The organism is Litorimonas cladophorae (genome assembly GCF_014652455.1).
Lineage (GTDB): Bacteria > Pseudomonadota > Alphaproteobacteria > Caulobacterales > Maricaulaceae > Litorimonas > Litorimonas cladophorae.
Genome location: NZ_BMYV01000002.1, coordinates 777,779 through 792,461 on the forward strand (window position 1 = coordinate 777,779; position 14,683 = coordinate 792,461).

The 14,683-nt window shown below is 53.3% G+C and carries 17 protein-coding genes; 6 read left to right on the forward strand and 11 right to left on the reverse strand.

The window, feature by feature from the left end; translation table 11 throughout:
- Positions 1 to 13: 13 nt before the first annotated feature.
- The 4 genes from xseA to IE073_RS11360 are packed head-to-tail and all read left to right on the forward strand — an operon-like array spanning position 14 to position 2,951.
- Positions 14 to 1,420 (forward strand): exodeoxyribonuclease VII large subunit, encoded by a 1,407-nt coding sequence (xseA, locus tag IE073_RS11345; RefSeq protein ID WP_189585850.1) that lies wholly within the window; start codon positions 14 to 16, stop codon positions 1,418 to 1,420.
- A 29-nt stretch (positions 1,421 to 1,449) separates the two neighbouring features.
- Complete coding sequence (locus IE073_RS11350; RefSeq protein WP_189585853.1) at positions 1,450 to 1,662, forward strand: DUF2093 domain-containing protein; 213 nt, start codon at positions 1,450 to 1,452, stop codon at positions 1,660 to 1,662.
- The gene (locus tag IE073_RS11355; RefSeq protein WP_233350032.1) at positions 1,663 to 2,625 is read left to right on the forward strand and encodes a M23 family metallopeptidase; all 963 of its coding nucleotides are present in this window, start codon (positions 1,663 to 1,665) and stop codon (positions 2,623 to 2,625) included.
- Positions 2,625 to 2,951 carry a chorismate mutase gene (locus IE073_RS11360; RefSeq protein WP_189585856.1) on the forward strand — a complete coding sequence of 109 codons (327 nt, stop codon included), beginning with the start codon at positions 2,625 to 2,627 and terminating at the stop codon, positions 2,949 to 2,951. Before IE073_RS11355 ends, IE073_RS11360 begins: the two co-directional genes overlap by 1 nt.
- Here the strand turns inward: IE073_RS11360 and IE073_RS11365 are convergent.
- The 4 genes from IE073_RS11365 to IE073_RS11380 are packed head-to-tail and all read right to left on the reverse strand — an operon-like array spanning position 2,948 to position 6,835.
- Complete coding sequence (locus tag IE073_RS11365) at positions 2,948 to 3,856, reverse strand: lysophospholipid acyltransferase family protein (protein WP_189585859.1); 909 nt, start codon at positions 3,854 to 3,856, stop codon at positions 2,948 to 2,950. The two genes, IE073_RS11360 and IE073_RS11365, sit on opposite strands and share 4 nt — an antisense overlap.
- Entirely contained in the window at positions 3,847 to 4,848 is a 1,002-nt protein-coding gene (lpxK, locus tag IE073_RS11370) for a tetraacyldisaccharide 4'-kinase (protein WP_189585861.1), read from the reverse strand. The genes IE073_RS11365 and lpxK overlap by 10 nt, the downstream gene beginning before the upstream one ends.
- Entirely contained in the window at positions 4,845 to 6,119 is a 1,275-nt protein-coding gene (locus IE073_RS11375; RefSeq protein ID WP_189585864.1) for a 3-deoxy-D-manno-octulosonic acid transferase, read from the reverse strand. The genes lpxK and IE073_RS11375 overlap by 4 nt, the downstream gene beginning before the upstream one ends.
- On the reverse strand, positions 6,116 to 6,835 hold the full coding sequence (locus IE073_RS11380) for a lysophospholipid acyltransferase family protein (RefSeq protein ID WP_189585867.1): 720 nt from the start codon (positions 6,833 to 6,835) through the stop codon (positions 6,116 to 6,118). Before IE073_RS11380 ends, IE073_RS11375 begins: the two co-directional genes overlap by 4 nt.
- 29 nt (positions 6,836 to 6,864) lie before the next feature.
- Between IE073_RS11380 and IE073_RS11385 the strand changes: the two genes are divergently transcribed.
- Positions 6,865 to 7,542, forward strand: a complete 678-nt coding sequence (locus IE073_RS11385) for a fused DSP-PTPase phosphatase/NAD kinase-like protein (protein WP_189585870.1) — start codon at positions 6,865 to 6,867, stop codon at positions 7,540 to 7,542.
- 5 nt (positions 7,543 to 7,547) lie between these two features.
- Positions 7,548 to 7,958: a DUF3806 domain-containing protein gene (locus tag IE073_RS11390; RefSeq protein ID WP_189585873.1), complete on the forward strand. Its 411-nt coding sequence runs from the start codon at positions 7,548 to 7,550 to the stop codon at positions 7,956 to 7,958.
- Position 7,959: 1 nt separating this feature from the next.
- Here the strand turns inward: IE073_RS11390 and IE073_RS11395 are convergent, their stop codons facing one another.
- The 7 genes from IE073_RS11395 to IE073_RS11425 form a co-directional block, all read right to left on the reverse strand.
- Positions 7,960 to 9,774 carry an ABC transporter ATP-binding protein gene (locus tag IE073_RS11395; RefSeq protein WP_189585876.1) on the reverse strand — a complete coding sequence of 605 codons (1,815 nt, stop codon included), beginning with the start codon at positions 9,772 to 9,774 and terminating at the stop codon, positions 7,960 to 7,962.
- The gene (locus tag IE073_RS11400) at positions 9,734 to 10,849 is read right to left on the reverse strand and encodes an inositol monophosphatase family protein (protein ID WP_189585881.1); all 1,116 of its coding nucleotides are present in this window, start codon (positions 10,847 to 10,849) and stop codon (positions 9,734 to 9,736) included. Before IE073_RS11400 ends, IE073_RS11395 begins: the two co-directional genes overlap by 41 nt.
- A complete protein-coding gene (locus IE073_RS11405; RefSeq protein WP_189585884.1) occupies positions 10,836 to 12,200 on the reverse strand; it encodes a TldD/PmbA family protein in 1,365 nt (454 codons plus the stop codon). The genes IE073_RS11400 and IE073_RS11405 overlap by 14 nt, the downstream gene beginning before the upstream one ends.
- Positions 12,201 to 12,209: 9 nt before the next feature.
- Entirely contained in the window at positions 12,210 to 12,608 is a 399-nt protein-coding gene (locus IE073_RS11410; protein ID WP_189585887.1) for an MAPEG family protein, read from the reverse strand.
- Positions 12,609 to 12,631: 23 nt separating this feature from the next.
- Positions 12,632 to 13,315 (reverse strand): DsbA family oxidoreductase, encoded by a 684-nt coding sequence (locus IE073_RS11415; protein WP_189585890.1) that lies wholly within the window; start codon positions 13,313 to 13,315, stop codon positions 12,632 to 12,634.
- 63 nt (positions 13,316 to 13,378) lie between these two features.
- Positions 13,379 to 13,852, reverse strand: a complete 474-nt coding sequence (locus IE073_RS11420; protein ID WP_189585895.1) for a hypothetical protein — start codon at positions 13,850 to 13,852, stop codon at positions 13,379 to 13,381.
- 93 nt (positions 13,853 to 13,945) lie between these two features.
- Positions 13,946 to 14,431 carry a MarR family winged helix-turn-helix transcriptional regulator gene (locus IE073_RS11425; RefSeq protein ID WP_189585898.1) on the reverse strand — a complete coding sequence of 162 codons (486 nt, stop codon included), beginning with the start codon at positions 14,429 to 14,431 and terminating at the stop codon, positions 13,946 to 13,948.
- Between the last annotated feature and the right edge of the window lie 252 nt (positions 14,432 to 14,683).

Sequence of the window (14,683 nt, forward strand, 5' to 3'; positions counted from 1 at the left end):
TTACCGAGCCCGTATGACAACCAACACGCCCGAATTTACAGTCAGCGAACTCGCCAACTCGCTTAAACGCACCGTCGAGGAAACCTATGGTCATGTGCGGGTGCGCGGTGAGTTAGGCCGTACGACAATCGCCAAGTCTGGGCATTGTTATTTAGACATCAAAGACGACCGCGCGGTGATTAACTCGATCATTTGGAAGGGCGTCATGAGCCGCCTGTCCATGCGACCCGAGGAAGGTATGGAAGTCATTGTTGAGGGCAAGCTTTCCACCTATCCGGGGCGCTCAAACTACCAATTGATCATTGAAAAGATGGAACTCGCGGGCGCGGGTGCTCTCATGGCGTTGTTCGAAAAGCGCAAGAAAATGCTGGCCGCTGAGGGTTTGTTTGACGAAGCGCGCAAGGTGGATCTGCCGTTTCTGCCTAAAGTCATCGGTGTTGTCACATCCCCCACAGGTTCCGTCATTCGAGATATTCTCCACCGTATCACCGACCGTTTTCCAAGCCATGTTCTCGTCTGGCCCGTCCTTGTGCAGGGTGACAAGGCAGCAGAACAAATCGCGGCGGCGATTAACGGGTTTAATCATGGCGACGGCTTTCCGCGTCCTGATGTGTTGATTGTTGCGCGCGGTGGTGGTTCGATGGAAGACCTCTGGTGTTTCAACGAAGAAATCGTAGCGCGGGCGGCTGCTGATTCAAAAATCCCGTTAATTTCTGCAGTAGGGCATGAAACTGATTGGACGCTGATTGACTTCGTTGCGGATTACCGCGCGCCAACGCCAACGGGGGCCGCAGAAGTTGCCGTGCCCGTCCGCGCGGATTATCTTGAAACCGTCAAAGATTATAGCCTGCGGCTGTTACGCGCCCTGCGTCGCACGACGTCCGAGCGTGCGACGACCTTGCGTGCGGCGCGCCTGCCGCGGATTGATGCCGTCTTGGCCCCTGCGCGGCAAAGGCTCGATAGTTCACTGGCAACGCTGCCACCAATTTCGCGATTATTGGAACCCAAACAAAATCGCCTGACCCGTCAAGGGCAAGCTTTGCTGTCGGCAATGCGGTTTACAAAACAGCGCCAGAAAACGAAATTGGACGCGCAGTCCGATACGCTCAACCGCTATGGGCTGATGGCCGAGACAGCACTAAAACGGCAGTTGGAAACGCAGTCCCGCCGCCTTGATCGCGCGGGAAAGCTTCTCGATGCCTATTCTTACCAAGGCGTGTTGGATCGCGGTTATGCGTTGGTGCGGGACGCGGACGGCATAGTGGTGCGCACGAAATCTGCGACATCGTCAGGGCAGGGCGTCAGTTTGACCTTCGCCGACGGCGAAGTTGGAGCCGTGATTGCAGGTAAAGCCGTACCAAAACCCAAGCGCAAATCTGCAACGCCGACTCCTGATAAAAAGCAGGCAGACCTGTTTTAATCGTGAGGGTTTCAGCCTAAGTGGAACGCATGACAGGTTTCTTTAAAAATCAGGGCGAAGCTAAAATTCATTTTGGCGCGTCGGACTTCACAATCATGGAAACGGGCAGCTACATCCTGTGCTCGGTGACGGGTGAGCAAATCCCTCTGGAACAGCTCCGCTATTGGAATGCAGATCGCCAAGAAGCCTATAAGGATGCCGCCGCAAGCCTAGAAGGTTTCAAACGCGCAGGCGCGATTTAGGTGCGTGCGCTTGTCGCGATATTAGCGCTAGGTTTGGTGGCTTGTTCGGCACAGCCAGAAGCTGAAGCACAGAGCACTGAAAGTGAAGTTATTCGCGTTGGTGAGTTTCAGGTTGTGACTAAGGATCAGCTTGGTAACGAACTATCTGACGCTTATACTGATGAAGAATTGTCTGTGATGTTGGACTCTCGTCCGGAAGAACTCGACTGCCACGGCATCGCTAAACAAGGCGGGCTCGTTGTTTGCCAAACCACGCCCAACGCCCGAGTTGAAGTTGGGCGTTCTGAGAACGATACCTATACCCAAACCGCAGACAAAAACGGCATCATCATCGTCGGCTTTGATCGGGATGAACCTGCAGCCTTTGTCCGCGTTGGTGATGCGCGCGTCGATTTCGATATTACGCCTCGCGAATATGACACCTCTCGCATTGATGGCCTGCCCAAAAATATGGTCAGCGAATATACGGCGGAGGAGCTGAAGAAAATCCGCGCGGCAAGTGCGCTCAAAAAAGTTGGATTTGCCTCCAAAGTCGAAGACATCGGCTTCGAAGACGGTTTCATTTATCCTGTCACCGAGCATATCAAAACAACGAATTTCGGTGCGCAGCGTATCCTCAATGGTGACCCGAAACGCCCGCATTTTGGCGTTGATTTGGCTGCGCCGAAGGGCACCCCAATCCTCGCACCTGCGGATGGTATTGTTAGCCTCGCCAGTGAGGAGATGTATTTCGAAGGCTCGCTCATCATGATCGATCACGGGCAGGGCCTGATTTCATATTATCTGCATAATGAAGATGTGATGGTCGCGGACGGCCAACGCGTTGTTCAAGGTCAGCAAATCGGAACCGTGGGTTCGCGTGGGCGTTCGACGGGCCCGCACTTGTGCTGGCGTCTAAAATGGCGTGGGCGCAATCTTGACCCAGAATTACTGACGGCGTGGCCCGCCAAGGACGCACAATAATGCCTAAAAAACCTGAAGACTGCCAAACCATGATCGAGGTCCGTGACGGCGTCGATGCGCTCGATCGGGAACTCGTACGCTTGCTCGTGACGCGTCAAGGCTACATGCACGCCGCCGCTCGCATTAAACCCAATCGCGCGGCCGTCTATGATTCAGATCGTATCGAAGATGTCGTTGCGAAGGTCTTGGTCGAAGCCAAAGACAAGGGCCTCTCGCCCGACATCGCCGAACCCGTTTGGCGCAAACTTATCGAGCGCTGCATTGCGCATGAATTTGATGTCTATGATGAGACGCGCCCCGAAGAAGACGCGCAGAAATCAGCTTAGCTTTTCCCATCTCGCTGTGAATTTGCTTTTCTATAAAGCGCTTTTGGCCAGCGGCGGTGGACCCAAAACCATTGCGCTGGGTTTTCGCGAATGCGGTCTTCTGTAAACGCCACGACTTTCTTCACGCCTGACAAGACGTCAGCTTCGCGCTTTCCTGTCTTTTCTAGCGCAATCGGTGGGTAGAACGTTACGGTGAAGCGCGATTTTTGACGCGTTACGATCATGGGTAACAAAGGGTGGCCCGTTTTCAACGCCAACCGTACGGCGCCTGGGGCTGTCATTGCGGGTTCGCCGAAGAATGGGACTTCGATACCTGTATTGAATTTTTGATCATTGAGGATCGCGATACTTTCGCCTGATCGCAGGGCTTCGACTAACTCTCGTCCACCCGCATGCGTCGATTTTTTTACGAGGAATTTGGTCCCATAGGCCTCACGTTGCTTGCGCACACGTTCATCGATCAACGGATTATTGACCTTGCGGTAGGTGATCCGAACCGTGTGATCCGATTGGGTTAGTACCGTCGCCATGATTTCCCAATTGGCAAAATGCCCAGAGATCACAATGGCCGGTTGGTTGGCTTCAAAATGCTCTAGTCCGACGATAGTGACGCGGCTGTTTGACTCAAACGGTTTTAAGCGATCGGTGAGCGGGAATTCTGCGAAGGTTCGTCCCAAATTATCCCACTGCGCCCGCATCAGTTCTTTGATTTCGGCGTCCGACTTTTCTGGAAAGGCTGTGCGTAAACCCGTTTCAACAATATGACGTTTTGAGGTCAGCGGTCCGATGAGCTTGACGAGTCCAGCGCCAAAACCCGAAACCAAGCCAAAGGGGAGACATCGCATCAAACCAGTGACGACGTCATAGGCGAGGGCTTCAAAGCGATCCTGAAAAGTTACCTCCATTTCGCCATCTCGATAATCGGATGCAGCAAACGTCGGAGGGTCAGCTCATTTTCAAACACGACTGATACAGGCCAAACCTGCACGCCTTTGCGGTAGCCTTTTGGTAGGCGGACATAGTCCTTTTCCGTTGTAATCAATCCGGCTTCCATTTCCGACGCGATTAAGAAGAGGCTTTCGATATCCTCATCCTTATATTTGTAGTGATCGGCGAAGTCTTCGGTTTCGACAACATTCGCGCCTGCACGTTTTAAGCTATCGAAGAATTTCGCGGGGCGACCAATGCCTGCGAATGCGAAAAGCGGACCCTTAGGGGCGGCGATACGCGGGGCGAGATAGGCAGGAATTACAATCACCCCGCCGAGTTGTTCCCGCAGGGTTTCTGAAATTTTATAATCCGGCGTTGGTTTCATCAGAATGACGGCATCCGTCCGGTTCAAAGCTGCATTCAAATCTTCACGCAAGGGTCCAGCAGGGAAGACACAGCCATTGCCAAATCCAACTTCGGCATCCACGACTAACAACGAAAGTGTCTTTGTCAGTGACGGGTTTTGATGCCCGTCATCCATGATGATGACTTTAGCGCCATTTGCCACAGCCGTGCGTGCGCCTTCATCCCGCCCAGCGGCGACCCAAACCGGGCCGTAACGGCGCAACAAGAGCGGTTCGTCGCCTACGTCTATGGCCGTATGGTCTGGATCAACGGCGGTCGGGCCTTTTTCGCGGCCACCATAGCCGCGCGACAAACCGTGCGCCTCAACACCTAAACGCCGCAAAGATTGAAGCAGATAGGACACGACTGGCGTCTTTCCCGTTCCGCCCAGCGTGGCATTCCCAACGCAAATTACTGGAACGCCTGGATCCAGCGGTTCCGTTGTTTGGAGACGGCGCGCGGCAGCTTTTGCGTAAACCCAACCCAGTGGGCGGAGGACAGTGCGTAGAGAAATTTTTGCTTCTGGCCCTGACGTATAATTCCAAAATTCTGGGGCTCTCACGACGCCATATCCCCACGCAACAATACCTGCAAATGGGCCGCCGTGTAATCCAGAACGCTATCGCTTTCCTGAGCCACGTTTCGAGCGCGAGCGGCCATTTGCGCCGACGCTGCACCATCGCTGATGATAGCGACCACGGATTTCGAAAGAGCCTTTGCAGAGGTCACGCGCATGGCAGCGTTGGCTTTGAAGAATTGATCATAGATGTCGGTAAAGCTTGCAAAATGCGGCCCTGTCAAGATCGGGACTCCTGCGCGCGCAGGCTCGAGTGGGTTATGCCCTGTCAGCGTCGAGTGAAGCGACCCGCCAATAAAGGCCACATCGGCAAGATCTAGTGCCAATCCCATTTCACCCAAGGTGTCCATGATATAGATGGACGTTTGCTCAGATAGGGTTTGGCCCTTCGACCGTTGCGCCGTTTTGAAGCCTCGGCAACGCGCCATAATTTCGTCGCCGCGCTCGGGATGGCGGGGTACCCAGATTAACAGAGCGTCCGGTTTCTTCTTACAAATTGCGCCATGTGCGGCGAGTATCTCATCTTCCTCTGGGCCATGTGTACTCGCGGCCAACCAGATGGGGCGATCGCCGATGGCGGTCTTGAGTCGTAGGGATTCGGCAGGAACAAATTCCAAGGCGGGTGCAGAGGATTTCAAATTTCCAATTTCGCCAACCGTCTTCCCCCCTAAAAAAGAGAGCGCATTATGCGTCAGGGTGTCGGCCGGAAGGATAATGTCGAAACAGCCGAAAACCTGTCGCGCAAATTTTCGCTTACTGCGCCAACGGTCCACGGAGGCTTGGTTCATGCGGGCATTGATTAAGGCCATTTTTGCGCCACTAGCTTTGGTTTGTAAGACAAGGTTTGGCCAAATTTCACTCTCGGCCCAAATGCCCAAATCAGGTTTCCAATGTTCCAAAAATCGCGCGACAAATGTCGGTCCGTCCAGCGGGATCATTTGGTGCAGGGCGCGGTTCGGCAAGCGGTCTGCCATAACTTTCGCTGATGTCATTGTCCCGCTCGTCACTAAAATATGCAGATCAGGGTCATCTTCCAACATACGGCGGATGAGCGGGAGAAGCATCGACGTCTCACCAACACTCGCGCCGTGCATCCATACCAGTTTTCCATCAGGTCGGGCTAGAGACGCAATCCCTTTGCGCTCGTCAATGCGAGTGATGTCTTCTTTTCCAGCTTTCAAACGTTTTCGCAGAATATAGCCTGCGAAGGGTTCGAGCGTGAGCATCAACCTGCGATAAGCGCCGGCCCAACTCATGATTTTCGCCCCTGCGCGGGCTCAATTGGATCGTGGCCCAATTCCGTATCAGCTTCCGCCAGGAGGGTGTTCATTTCATTTTCGATAGACACACGTATGCCCTCTAGGTCTGCGACGGACGTGTCGGCAGGAACATGAACGGGCGTCCCCCAAATGATGAGGCCTTTACCAAACAATTTTGGCAGGATGAAATAATCCCAGCTTTTAAATTTCTTCCGACGAGCCACCGCGAAAGTACATGGCATCAGGGGAGCACCCGTTGCGCGCGCAAGGCGCAGAGGGCCATCGCCTAAACGTTGGCGCGGGCCGCGGGGACCGTCGGGCGTGACAACAACGCAGCCGCCCGCGCGGATGGCGGTCATTGCGCCCGCGGCAGCGGCGTCTCCGCCTTTATATTTGCCGCCTTTTTTGGCACTGCCGCGAATGGTTTTCAGACCCAGCGCTTTGCAAGTCGCGGCCACAACTGCGCCATCGCGGGAACGAGAAATCATCACGTAGGGCTGCTGAAGATTTTTATCCCAAGCTGAGGTCAGCATCATGAAACGCGAATGCCACGTCAGCGCAATGATGCCCGCTTTGCCATCGACTATATGTTGGACCCGTTCGGCGTGGCGAATGTCCCACCGCGTTGTCAGCTTTATCAGCCGCATATATTGCGCAACCAACCACCCAAGTGCGTTTTGTACACCAGGCCGCCGCAAAAGACGTTTGAACACGTGCGGCCTCCCTGTTAGCCAAGCTTCTTATGACTGACCTAAGCGATCAACCTCTAGACCTCAACAACCCGCGTGACAGGAAACAGGCACGACGTGACCTTGTTTGGGGGGATCACGGCTTTTTACGCACCCGCTTTCCGAACAGACATGATCTGGGCGGTGGGATGTGCCGCGAGAATCAACCTTCGCCTGAGCGCATCGCGCTCTTGGCTGAAGAGGGGATTAAGACTATCCTGAACTTGCGCGGCCCGAGCCCCAAGGGTTTTTATTGGCTCGAAAAAGAAGCTTGCGAGAAACATGGCATCGCGCTGATCAACTTCCGGGTCTATTCGCGCGACGTTCACACGGTTGAGAAAATCCGCGACGCGCGGGATTTGTTCGAGAAAATTGAATATCCCGCCATGATGCATTGTAAATCAGGCGCAGACCGGACGGGATTTATGGGGGTGCTCTATCGGCACTTCCATATGGGCGACACGATTGCGCAAGCGGTGGACAGCGAACTAACGCTCAAAAAACTTCACGTGAAGCAAGGCAAGACGGGGATGCTCGATTTCTTCTTCAATGACTATCTCAAATATGCCGAAGACCATGACATCACATTTATGGATTGGGTCGAAACGATTTATGATCCGGCCGATGTGAAGGCGCGTTTTATGGACCACTGGACGGGCAACCCGATTAGCGAGCTGCTGCGAAGGGAATAAAAGGTATGCAAGTTAGAGATTTGAACACTGCTGAATTGGCGAGTTTGCAAGCCGCATTTGACTTGCTGGCTCGGATTGCAGGTGAAGATCACCCAATGTCATTTTTGGGTTTGCAAAACGTTTATAATACTATTCTTTCAGACAAACCTGACTTTCCTGCACTCGTCATTAGCTTAGGTTTGGGTTTCGGGCAAAAATTTGTTGAGACTGGACGATATGAATGGGTAATTGTGTCTGATGAGTATGGGCAAGAAACATGTATATCGCCAAAACAGCTAAAAATAAATGTGGCACCTATCAGTATAGTTCAAAAACGGGTTGATGAAAATTTAAGCGTGGATCTTAAAAATTTATTCGAAGAAACTGATAAAGCAGTAAAAGATCTGATCGAGAGTGGGAAGTACGATAAGCGGTAACTTAAATTTTCTGATTTAGCCCCGCATAAATCCCAGCTCGCCCCCGTAATTCCGCATCTGTGCCCGTTTCAACAACACGTCCACTATCGACAACGCAAATCTTATCCGCATTTCGAATTGTCTCTAGCCGATGGGCAATGACCAGGGTGGTTCGGCCTTCGCTCAGGCGTTCTAGTGCGGCTTGAACTTTGGCCTCAGACTCTGTGTCTAGCGCGGAGGTGGCCTCATCTAGCAATAGGATTGGCGCGTCGCGCAGGATCGCACGCGCAATAGAGAGCCGTTGTTTTTGACCGCCAGAGAGCCCTGACCCGTCTTCGCCTAACACCGTGTCATATCCATCAGGCAGGCGCGCAATAAAATCATGGGCATCTGCGGCTTTGGCGGCGAGGATGATGGCATCACGGTCGGCGTCTAAATCCCCAAGAGCGATATTGGCCGCGATTGTGTCATTAAACAAAACGGCGTCCTGCGAGACAACCGCGATATGACGCCGAAGGCTGGCTTGCGTGACCTCTTTCACATCCTGCCCGTCGATCAGAACAGCCCCTTCGGTGACGTCATAGAGACGCGGAATGAGGTGCATGACGGTGGATTTACCGCCGCCAGAAGGCCCAACCAACGCGGTCGTTTGCCCGGGCTCTGCGATCAGGTTGAAACCGCGTAATGCCAGAGTGCCGTCAGGATAGGTAAAGCTCACATTGCGGAGCTCTACGCGGCCATCCGAGACGCTGAGATCTGATGCGATAATGGCATCTTCTAGCGTAGGTTGCGTATCAATCACTTCGAAGATGCGCCCCACTGAACTGAGGCTTTCCTGGACCACGTTGTTGAGTGTTCCGAGTGCGCGCAGGCGCGGCGCAAGCGCCAAAAGACCCATCAGAACCCCCGCGATTTGGCCGCCCGTCGCGGTGCCTGAACCATATTGCCAGACGCCAAAGATCACGACAGCCGCGATAACGAGGCCACCCACAACTTCGAGAATGGGGTCGACACGCGCTTGTTGCGTAATGAGTTTCAAATAGAGGCGAATACGTTCTGAAAAACTATGGTCGAGGCGGGCCTGTTCCCGTGATTCCAAGCCATAAGTTTTGACAAGTTGTGCCGCGCCGAGGCTTTCTTTCAATTCTGCTGTCATGTGGCCGATATGTTCTTGTACTTCGCGCGCATTGCCTCGCAGACGTTTCGAAATTTCGATAATTGGCCAGAGAGCAAATCCGAAAACGACCATAAAAAGCGAGAGCTGCCAGTTCAAATACAGCATGGCGCCAACCGTGAAAATCACGGTCAACACATCTTTGATGAGATTGCCTAAGACGCGCACTAACCCACCTGACACCACGGTCACGTCATTTGTGAATTTCGCAATTAACTCGCCCGTAGGCTCGGCCTGGCTATCAGCAAAATCGCGCGCATGGGCGGCCCGCAACATCTGCGTTTGCATTTTGCCGACCGTGTTCAGCGCGATCGAATTCGTAAGGATACGTTGGATATATCCGCCAAGGCCTGCTGCGAAGGTCAGGCCCAAAATCACGGGTAGAATGATCGCGGCATATCGTTTGGTCTGGGAAAGGCTATCGCCGCCGTCCAGTGTTGTCGCAGCATCAATAATAAGGCTGACGAGATAAACATAGCCTGCTGTCGCGGCGGCGAAGATAACCATGAAAAACACGGCCCATAATAGTCGCGTTTTTTGAGGCCAGATGTAGTCACGCCAAAGGCGAGCAATGCGGGCGCGATCCGTCTGTTGGGATTTGGACATGTCGCGCCGCGCAGAATTATCCAATAATGCCGTCCCCATCGGGATCGATGAGGTCATGGGCGTGCAGGATGAAATAGCGCATATGTGCGTTATCGACAGTGCGTTGCGCGGCTGACTTCCAAGCTTTGCGGGCTTCTTCGATGTTGGCATAGGCGCCAACAAAATCGACCGCTGTAAGATCTTTAAATTCTGTGCGGTTTGGGTCGATGAGTTCGCCACCAATGACAAGGTGGAGCAATTGTACGGATTTCATAGCTTCGGCACTTCTATTACGGTCAGACATACGAGTCCCCAAAAATTTGTAATCTCGCCCCTGTGTAAATTGGGCTAGATGTGGTTTCACTTCCGCCAATAACAAAGCGTGTAGCGTCGGACCAGCACAAATGACGCCTAAACCTGAGGTCGTTTCTGTGTCGAATTGCGGAATTTTTCCACGAATATCAGTAATCACAGCGCCAGCTTCCGTGGCGATGAGAGCTGCAGCCGCCAGATCCCAGTCCGATTTAGGCGTGAAGGCGATGGTGGCATCGGCTTCGCCGCTGGCGACCTTGCAAATACGATACGCCATCGAATTGGCGACGCTGACATTCATTTCGGGGAAGTCTAATTTGCGAAACTTGCGCGGATAACCCACCATATGAATACCGGCGATTTTTTCGGGGTCGGTCGCCGAGATAGGTTTCGCGTTAAGACGCGCCCCGCCGCCGATGCAGGCTTCATACAGCTCATCCATCAAAGGGTTGAAAACAACGCCCGCAATGGACTGCCCTTTTTCAATAATAGCGACGGACACGGCGAAGTTTGGCGTGCGATCGATGAAGGCGCGCGTGCCATCAATCGGGTCGACAACAAAACTGCGAGGGCAGGCATGACGGGAATAATCGTCTTTGGTTTCCTCTGACAACCATCCATAATCAGGTCGAGCGTCGCGTAAGTGTTCAAACAGAAAATCATTCACCGCAATATCGGCATCTGTGACAGGCGAACTGTCCGATTTATTCCAAGTCTTGGAGTCATTGGCTTCGAAGGCCGCTTTCGCGATACCCCCCGCTTTGCGGACAATGTCACGCAGCAAGTCAAGGTCCGCTTCGGGAAGGGCGCAGCTGGGGTCGAGTTGGCTAAGATCCGGCAAGTGTCAGACCTTCACAAAGAATGGAGGGGGCATTTGTGCTGCCGTCCATTTTTAGATCATTTGCCGGTATCATGCTTTTGAACATGTCTCGTAAATTACCCGCAATTGTCACTTCCGAGACAGGGAAGCCACGTTGTCCATTTTCAATCTTATATCCGGATACGCCGACCGAGTAATCGCCCGTATTGGAATTTAAACTCGGTCCAAACATTTCCGAGATCAGGAAACCTTCACCAATCTCAGCCATAAGCTGCTCGGGTGTTTTCTCCCCGGCGACGAGCCATGTGTTTGTTGCTGAAACACCTGGCGGTGAGCCTATCCCGCGTGTCGCATGGCCTGTGGGCGCAACCCCCAGCTGGCGGGCGCTGGACATATTCAACAGCCAAGTTTTGAGCACGCCGTTTTCGACGATATGTTGTTTTCGCACACGCAAGCCTTCGCCGTCCCAAGGACGGGATCCATCGCCGCGCACCAAAAAAGGGTCGTCAATAATTTGAATATGGGGGGCGAACACGGCTTCGTTTAGCTGGTCTTTTAAGAAGGAGACGCCACGAGTAATAGACGGACCCGATATCGCGCCTAACAGGCCGGCGATTAGGCTGCCCGAGACTCGTTCGTCGAAAATGATCGGCAGGCTGGCCGATGGAATTTGGCGACTGCCGAGGCGAGCCACAGCCCGTTGTCCGGCTTTCTGGCCGATTGTTGCAGGGTTAGGCAGGGAATCAAGAAAACGCGCGCTGTCATAATCATAGTCCCGTTCCATCGCACCATCTTGACTGGCAATTGCCGACACAGACAAGCCGTGACGCGAGGCCCGCCACCCATCGATAAACCCGTGGCTTGTCGCAAAGGCAAAGGCACTCGTCGTCCAACTGGCATTTGCGCCTTCTGCCTGCGCAACCCCTTTGATGGACAGGGCTGCGGCTTCTAATTCATGGGCACGCGTTTTTAGCGTGGCGGGGTCGATCACAGAATCATCCCAAACGTCGAGCGCGGCTGCACCGCCGGGCTCAGACATCAAGTCGGCGTCGGCTAGACCGCAATAGGGGTCCTCAGGGGCAAGTTTTGCCATCGCCACGGCGCGCTCAGCTAAGGCCCGAATGCTATCATTCGACAAATCCGACGACGAAACGCAGGCCTGACGTTTGCCGATCATGACGCGAAGGCCAATATCACGGCCTTCGCTACTATCGATATCTTCGAGCGCGTTATCCCGCACCGAAATGCCGACACTGCGGCCATGTGTGGCAACTGCGTCGGCACTTTCTGCGCCGGCATCTTTGGCCGCTTTTAGCAACGCCTTTAAAGTTGGCGTCAGGGCGTCAGCGGTGATCGGGTCAGATGTCGACATAGAGTTTGGTTAGGCTCCGGAAGATGTGAAAATAAGGAAGAGCAGATAGAGAGCTTGCCCAAAGAATGTCAGCAGGGTCAGTAAAGTGCCGACGAGGCGACCCTGACCGAATACTTTTGCCATGCCCATGGCATGTAAAATCCGACCAATCAAAAAAGCCGCACCGAAAATATGCAGAGTGATCGGACTGGCTTGCAGCATCGCTAATGCGATGAGACCGAGAAGGGCGAGCGGGGCGTTTTCAGTAAAATTACCATGGGCGCGAATACGCGACAGCATGAGTTCATCCCCACCATCACCAAGATTGATTTTCTTGCCTAGTCGGACTTGTCCCACGCGATACATTAGGATCGGCGCTAAGATCATGTTGAGCGCGATGTAGAGTGCGACGATTTGAAAAAGTGTCATTAAATTTCCCCGGTAGTTTTTAGTTATATGTCTTGTGGTTCGAGTTTTGCTGCATCGGCCAAGACTTTCCGATGCGTTTCAGGGGGCTGCGCCCCCGTTACAGCCATTTGTCCTGCGTAGATGAAAAACGGAACACCCGTAACGCCAAGACCTCGGAAAAATAGCATTTCGTTCTGAATATCGACCTTATCTTGACCTCCGCCAAGTAGGTCGCGGACGAGTTCTGCGTCCATCCCGATATCGCCTGCGATACGGCACAAGATGTCAAGGTCGCCAATGTCTTCGCCTTTTTCCATATAGGCGCGAAACAGTTGTTCGGCGCATTCATGTCCCAAATCTTGACCTTGCGCCCAGCGCATCAGGCGATGTGCATTTAATGTATTTGGGCGGCGCGTAATGGCCTTAAAGTCAAATGCTATCCCCGCATCAGGGCCTGCAGCTTCCAAATGGTCGCGCATGGCATTGAAACGGTTGTCTGGCTTGTCGCCGAACTTCGCTTTCATATATTCCCGGTAATCCGCGCCTTCTTCGGGAACAGCGGAATCTAGCATATAGGGGCGAAAGGACAGGTTCGGGCGCGGCTTAGTTTTATCGGCAGCCTGAATGAATTGCTTGTATCCTAACCAGCACCAAGGGCAGACAAAATCAGAGACCATATCGACTTCGACAGGCAGATTTGCAGGTTTAGATTTTTTACGTTTGGCCATTGGCTGCGCTCTAACGTGAGAGGTCAAGGGAGTCCAATAGCTTAAGTGTGTTAGACGTGCAGATTATTTATAATAGGCCTTGGCTGTGGCACAGCGTTCCCTGAAATCTGACGCCATGATTAGGTCGCGCTCCAGCCCTTCAGCGAGAGCGATTTGGGCGGTTGAGGCACCTTCTCTTCGCAGGGTCGTGTAAAGCTGCGTCCGGTCGCCTGAGGCGCCGTAAATCCGCGCAGCGACGCGATAGTCTGGAAGCGTGAGTTCATATTTCAATACATGCGTCACGCAAAGGCAAGCTTCGCGCGTGATCGCGCTGTTGGGCTGACCACTTTTGCGACATGCCGCATTGAGCGCTTTGTCGATTTCGAATGTCGAGGCATCTCGCGCCAGCGGCGCGCTACGAGAAATCGCGGGCGTTGTCTGCGCAACGGCCGTGAAAGCCTGAGCGGTTGAGACAACAGGTGCCAATAGACAAAACGAGAGCCATCCGAGCATAACAGTTTTGATTTGATGTCGTTTTCCGATGGAAATGCGCCCCACAATTGCCTCCCTAATGGCTTGTTCTTAACGAGAGTTAACCATCAATAGGGCGAAAATTGGACAGTTGGCAAGTTTAGTCGCGTTTTAAGCGAGTTATTTCCGTCTAGATTTGGCGGCAGGTCTGCGCACATTATCGACGGATTGCGATAGGAATTTCATTACGGCGGCCGTCTCTGTTTCATTTAACCCACGTGTGAGCCGTGTGTTAAAGTCGCGGAAGTCGGCCATGACCTCCTCTCGCATGGACCAGCCTTTGTCCGTTAAATGGACAGTGCGTTGGCGACGATCACCATAGGATTGTTTGCGCGTGATCAGCTCTGCGGCTTCCATGCGGTCGACCAACCCCGTAATCGCGGCGTTGCGGCGACCTGTGCCTTCAGAGAGTTCTGTCAAAGTACAGCCGTCGTGATAGCCAAGATAGACCAACACCGCGGCTTGCGCGCGGCCCAGCCCTGAGCCTTCGGCCAGGGCGCGGTCTGCGGCTTGGGCCAATTGCAAATATGTGCGGTCGAGTACAAAGAAGAGGCGGCGGTCGACGGTGCGGGCAATGGCCATGTAATTTTCCGTAATGGCGGTCATGAGCGTTGTGTTTGGCGTGAATCGCGTGGTGATACAACAGAGGTCCGCAAATCACAGTCTTCCAGAAACAATAAAACCCTCTCCACAGTATGGAGAGGGTTCATTTTGAAGTTTGGGTCTCGTCGGGTCGCATTGCCCGATTTCAAGATAGATATGTCTTTACCCGCATTCGATTTTTACGAGGTGCTGATTTAACAGCTTCGGGAAGACCCCTCAAAACAGATAAACAAATTGCACCTCCTCTCATGAACG

Bases quoted from the DNA above. Each gene is read 5' to 3' on its own strand.
- xseA (WP_189585850.1), top strand. From the start codon at position 14: ATGACAACCAACACGCCCGAATTTACAGTCAGCGAACTCGCCAACTCG.
- IE073_RS11385 (WP_189585870.1), top strand. From the start codon at position 6,865: ATGACTGACCTAAGCGATCAACCTCTAGACCTCAACAACCCGCGTGAC.
- IE073_RS11425 (WP_189585898.1), bottom strand. From the start codon at position 14,431: ATGACCGCCATTACGGAAAATTACATGGCCATTGCCCGCACCGTCGAC.
- IE073_RS11365 (WP_189585859.1), bottom strand. From the start codon at position 3,856: ATGGAGGTAACTTTTCAGGATCGCTTTGAAGCCCTCGCCTATGACGTC.
- IE073_RS11405 (WP_189585884.1), bottom strand. From the start codon at position 12,200: ATGTCGACATCTGACCCGATCACCGCTGACGCCCTGACGCCAACTTTA.
- IE073_RS11375 (WP_189585864.1), bottom strand. From the start codon at position 6,119: ATGAGTTGGGCCGGCGCTTATCGCAGGTTGATGCTCACGCTCGAACCC.
- IE073_RS11360 (WP_189585856.1), top strand. From the start codon at position 2,625: ATGCCTAAAAAACCTGAAGACTGCCAAACCATGATCGAGGTCCGTGAC.
- IE073_RS11390 (WP_189585873.1), top strand. From the start codon at position 7,548: ATGCAAGTTAGAGATTTGAACACTGCTGAATTGGCGAGTTTGCAAGCC.
- IE073_RS11415 (WP_189585890.1), bottom strand. From the start codon at position 13,315: ATGGCCAAACGTAAAAAATCTAAACCTGCAAATCTGCCTGTCGAAGTC.
- IE073_RS11395 (WP_189585876.1), bottom strand. From the start codon at position 9,774: ATGACCTCATCGATCCCGATGGGGACGGCATTATTGGATAATTCTGCG.
- IE073_RS11350 (WP_189585853.1), top strand. From the start codon at position 1,450: ATGACAGGTTTCTTTAAAAATCAGGGCGAAGCTAAAATTCATTTTGGC.
- IE073_RS11410 (WP_189585887.1), bottom strand. From the start codon at position 12,608: ATGACACTTTTTCAAATCGTCGCACTCTACATCGCGCTCAACATGATC.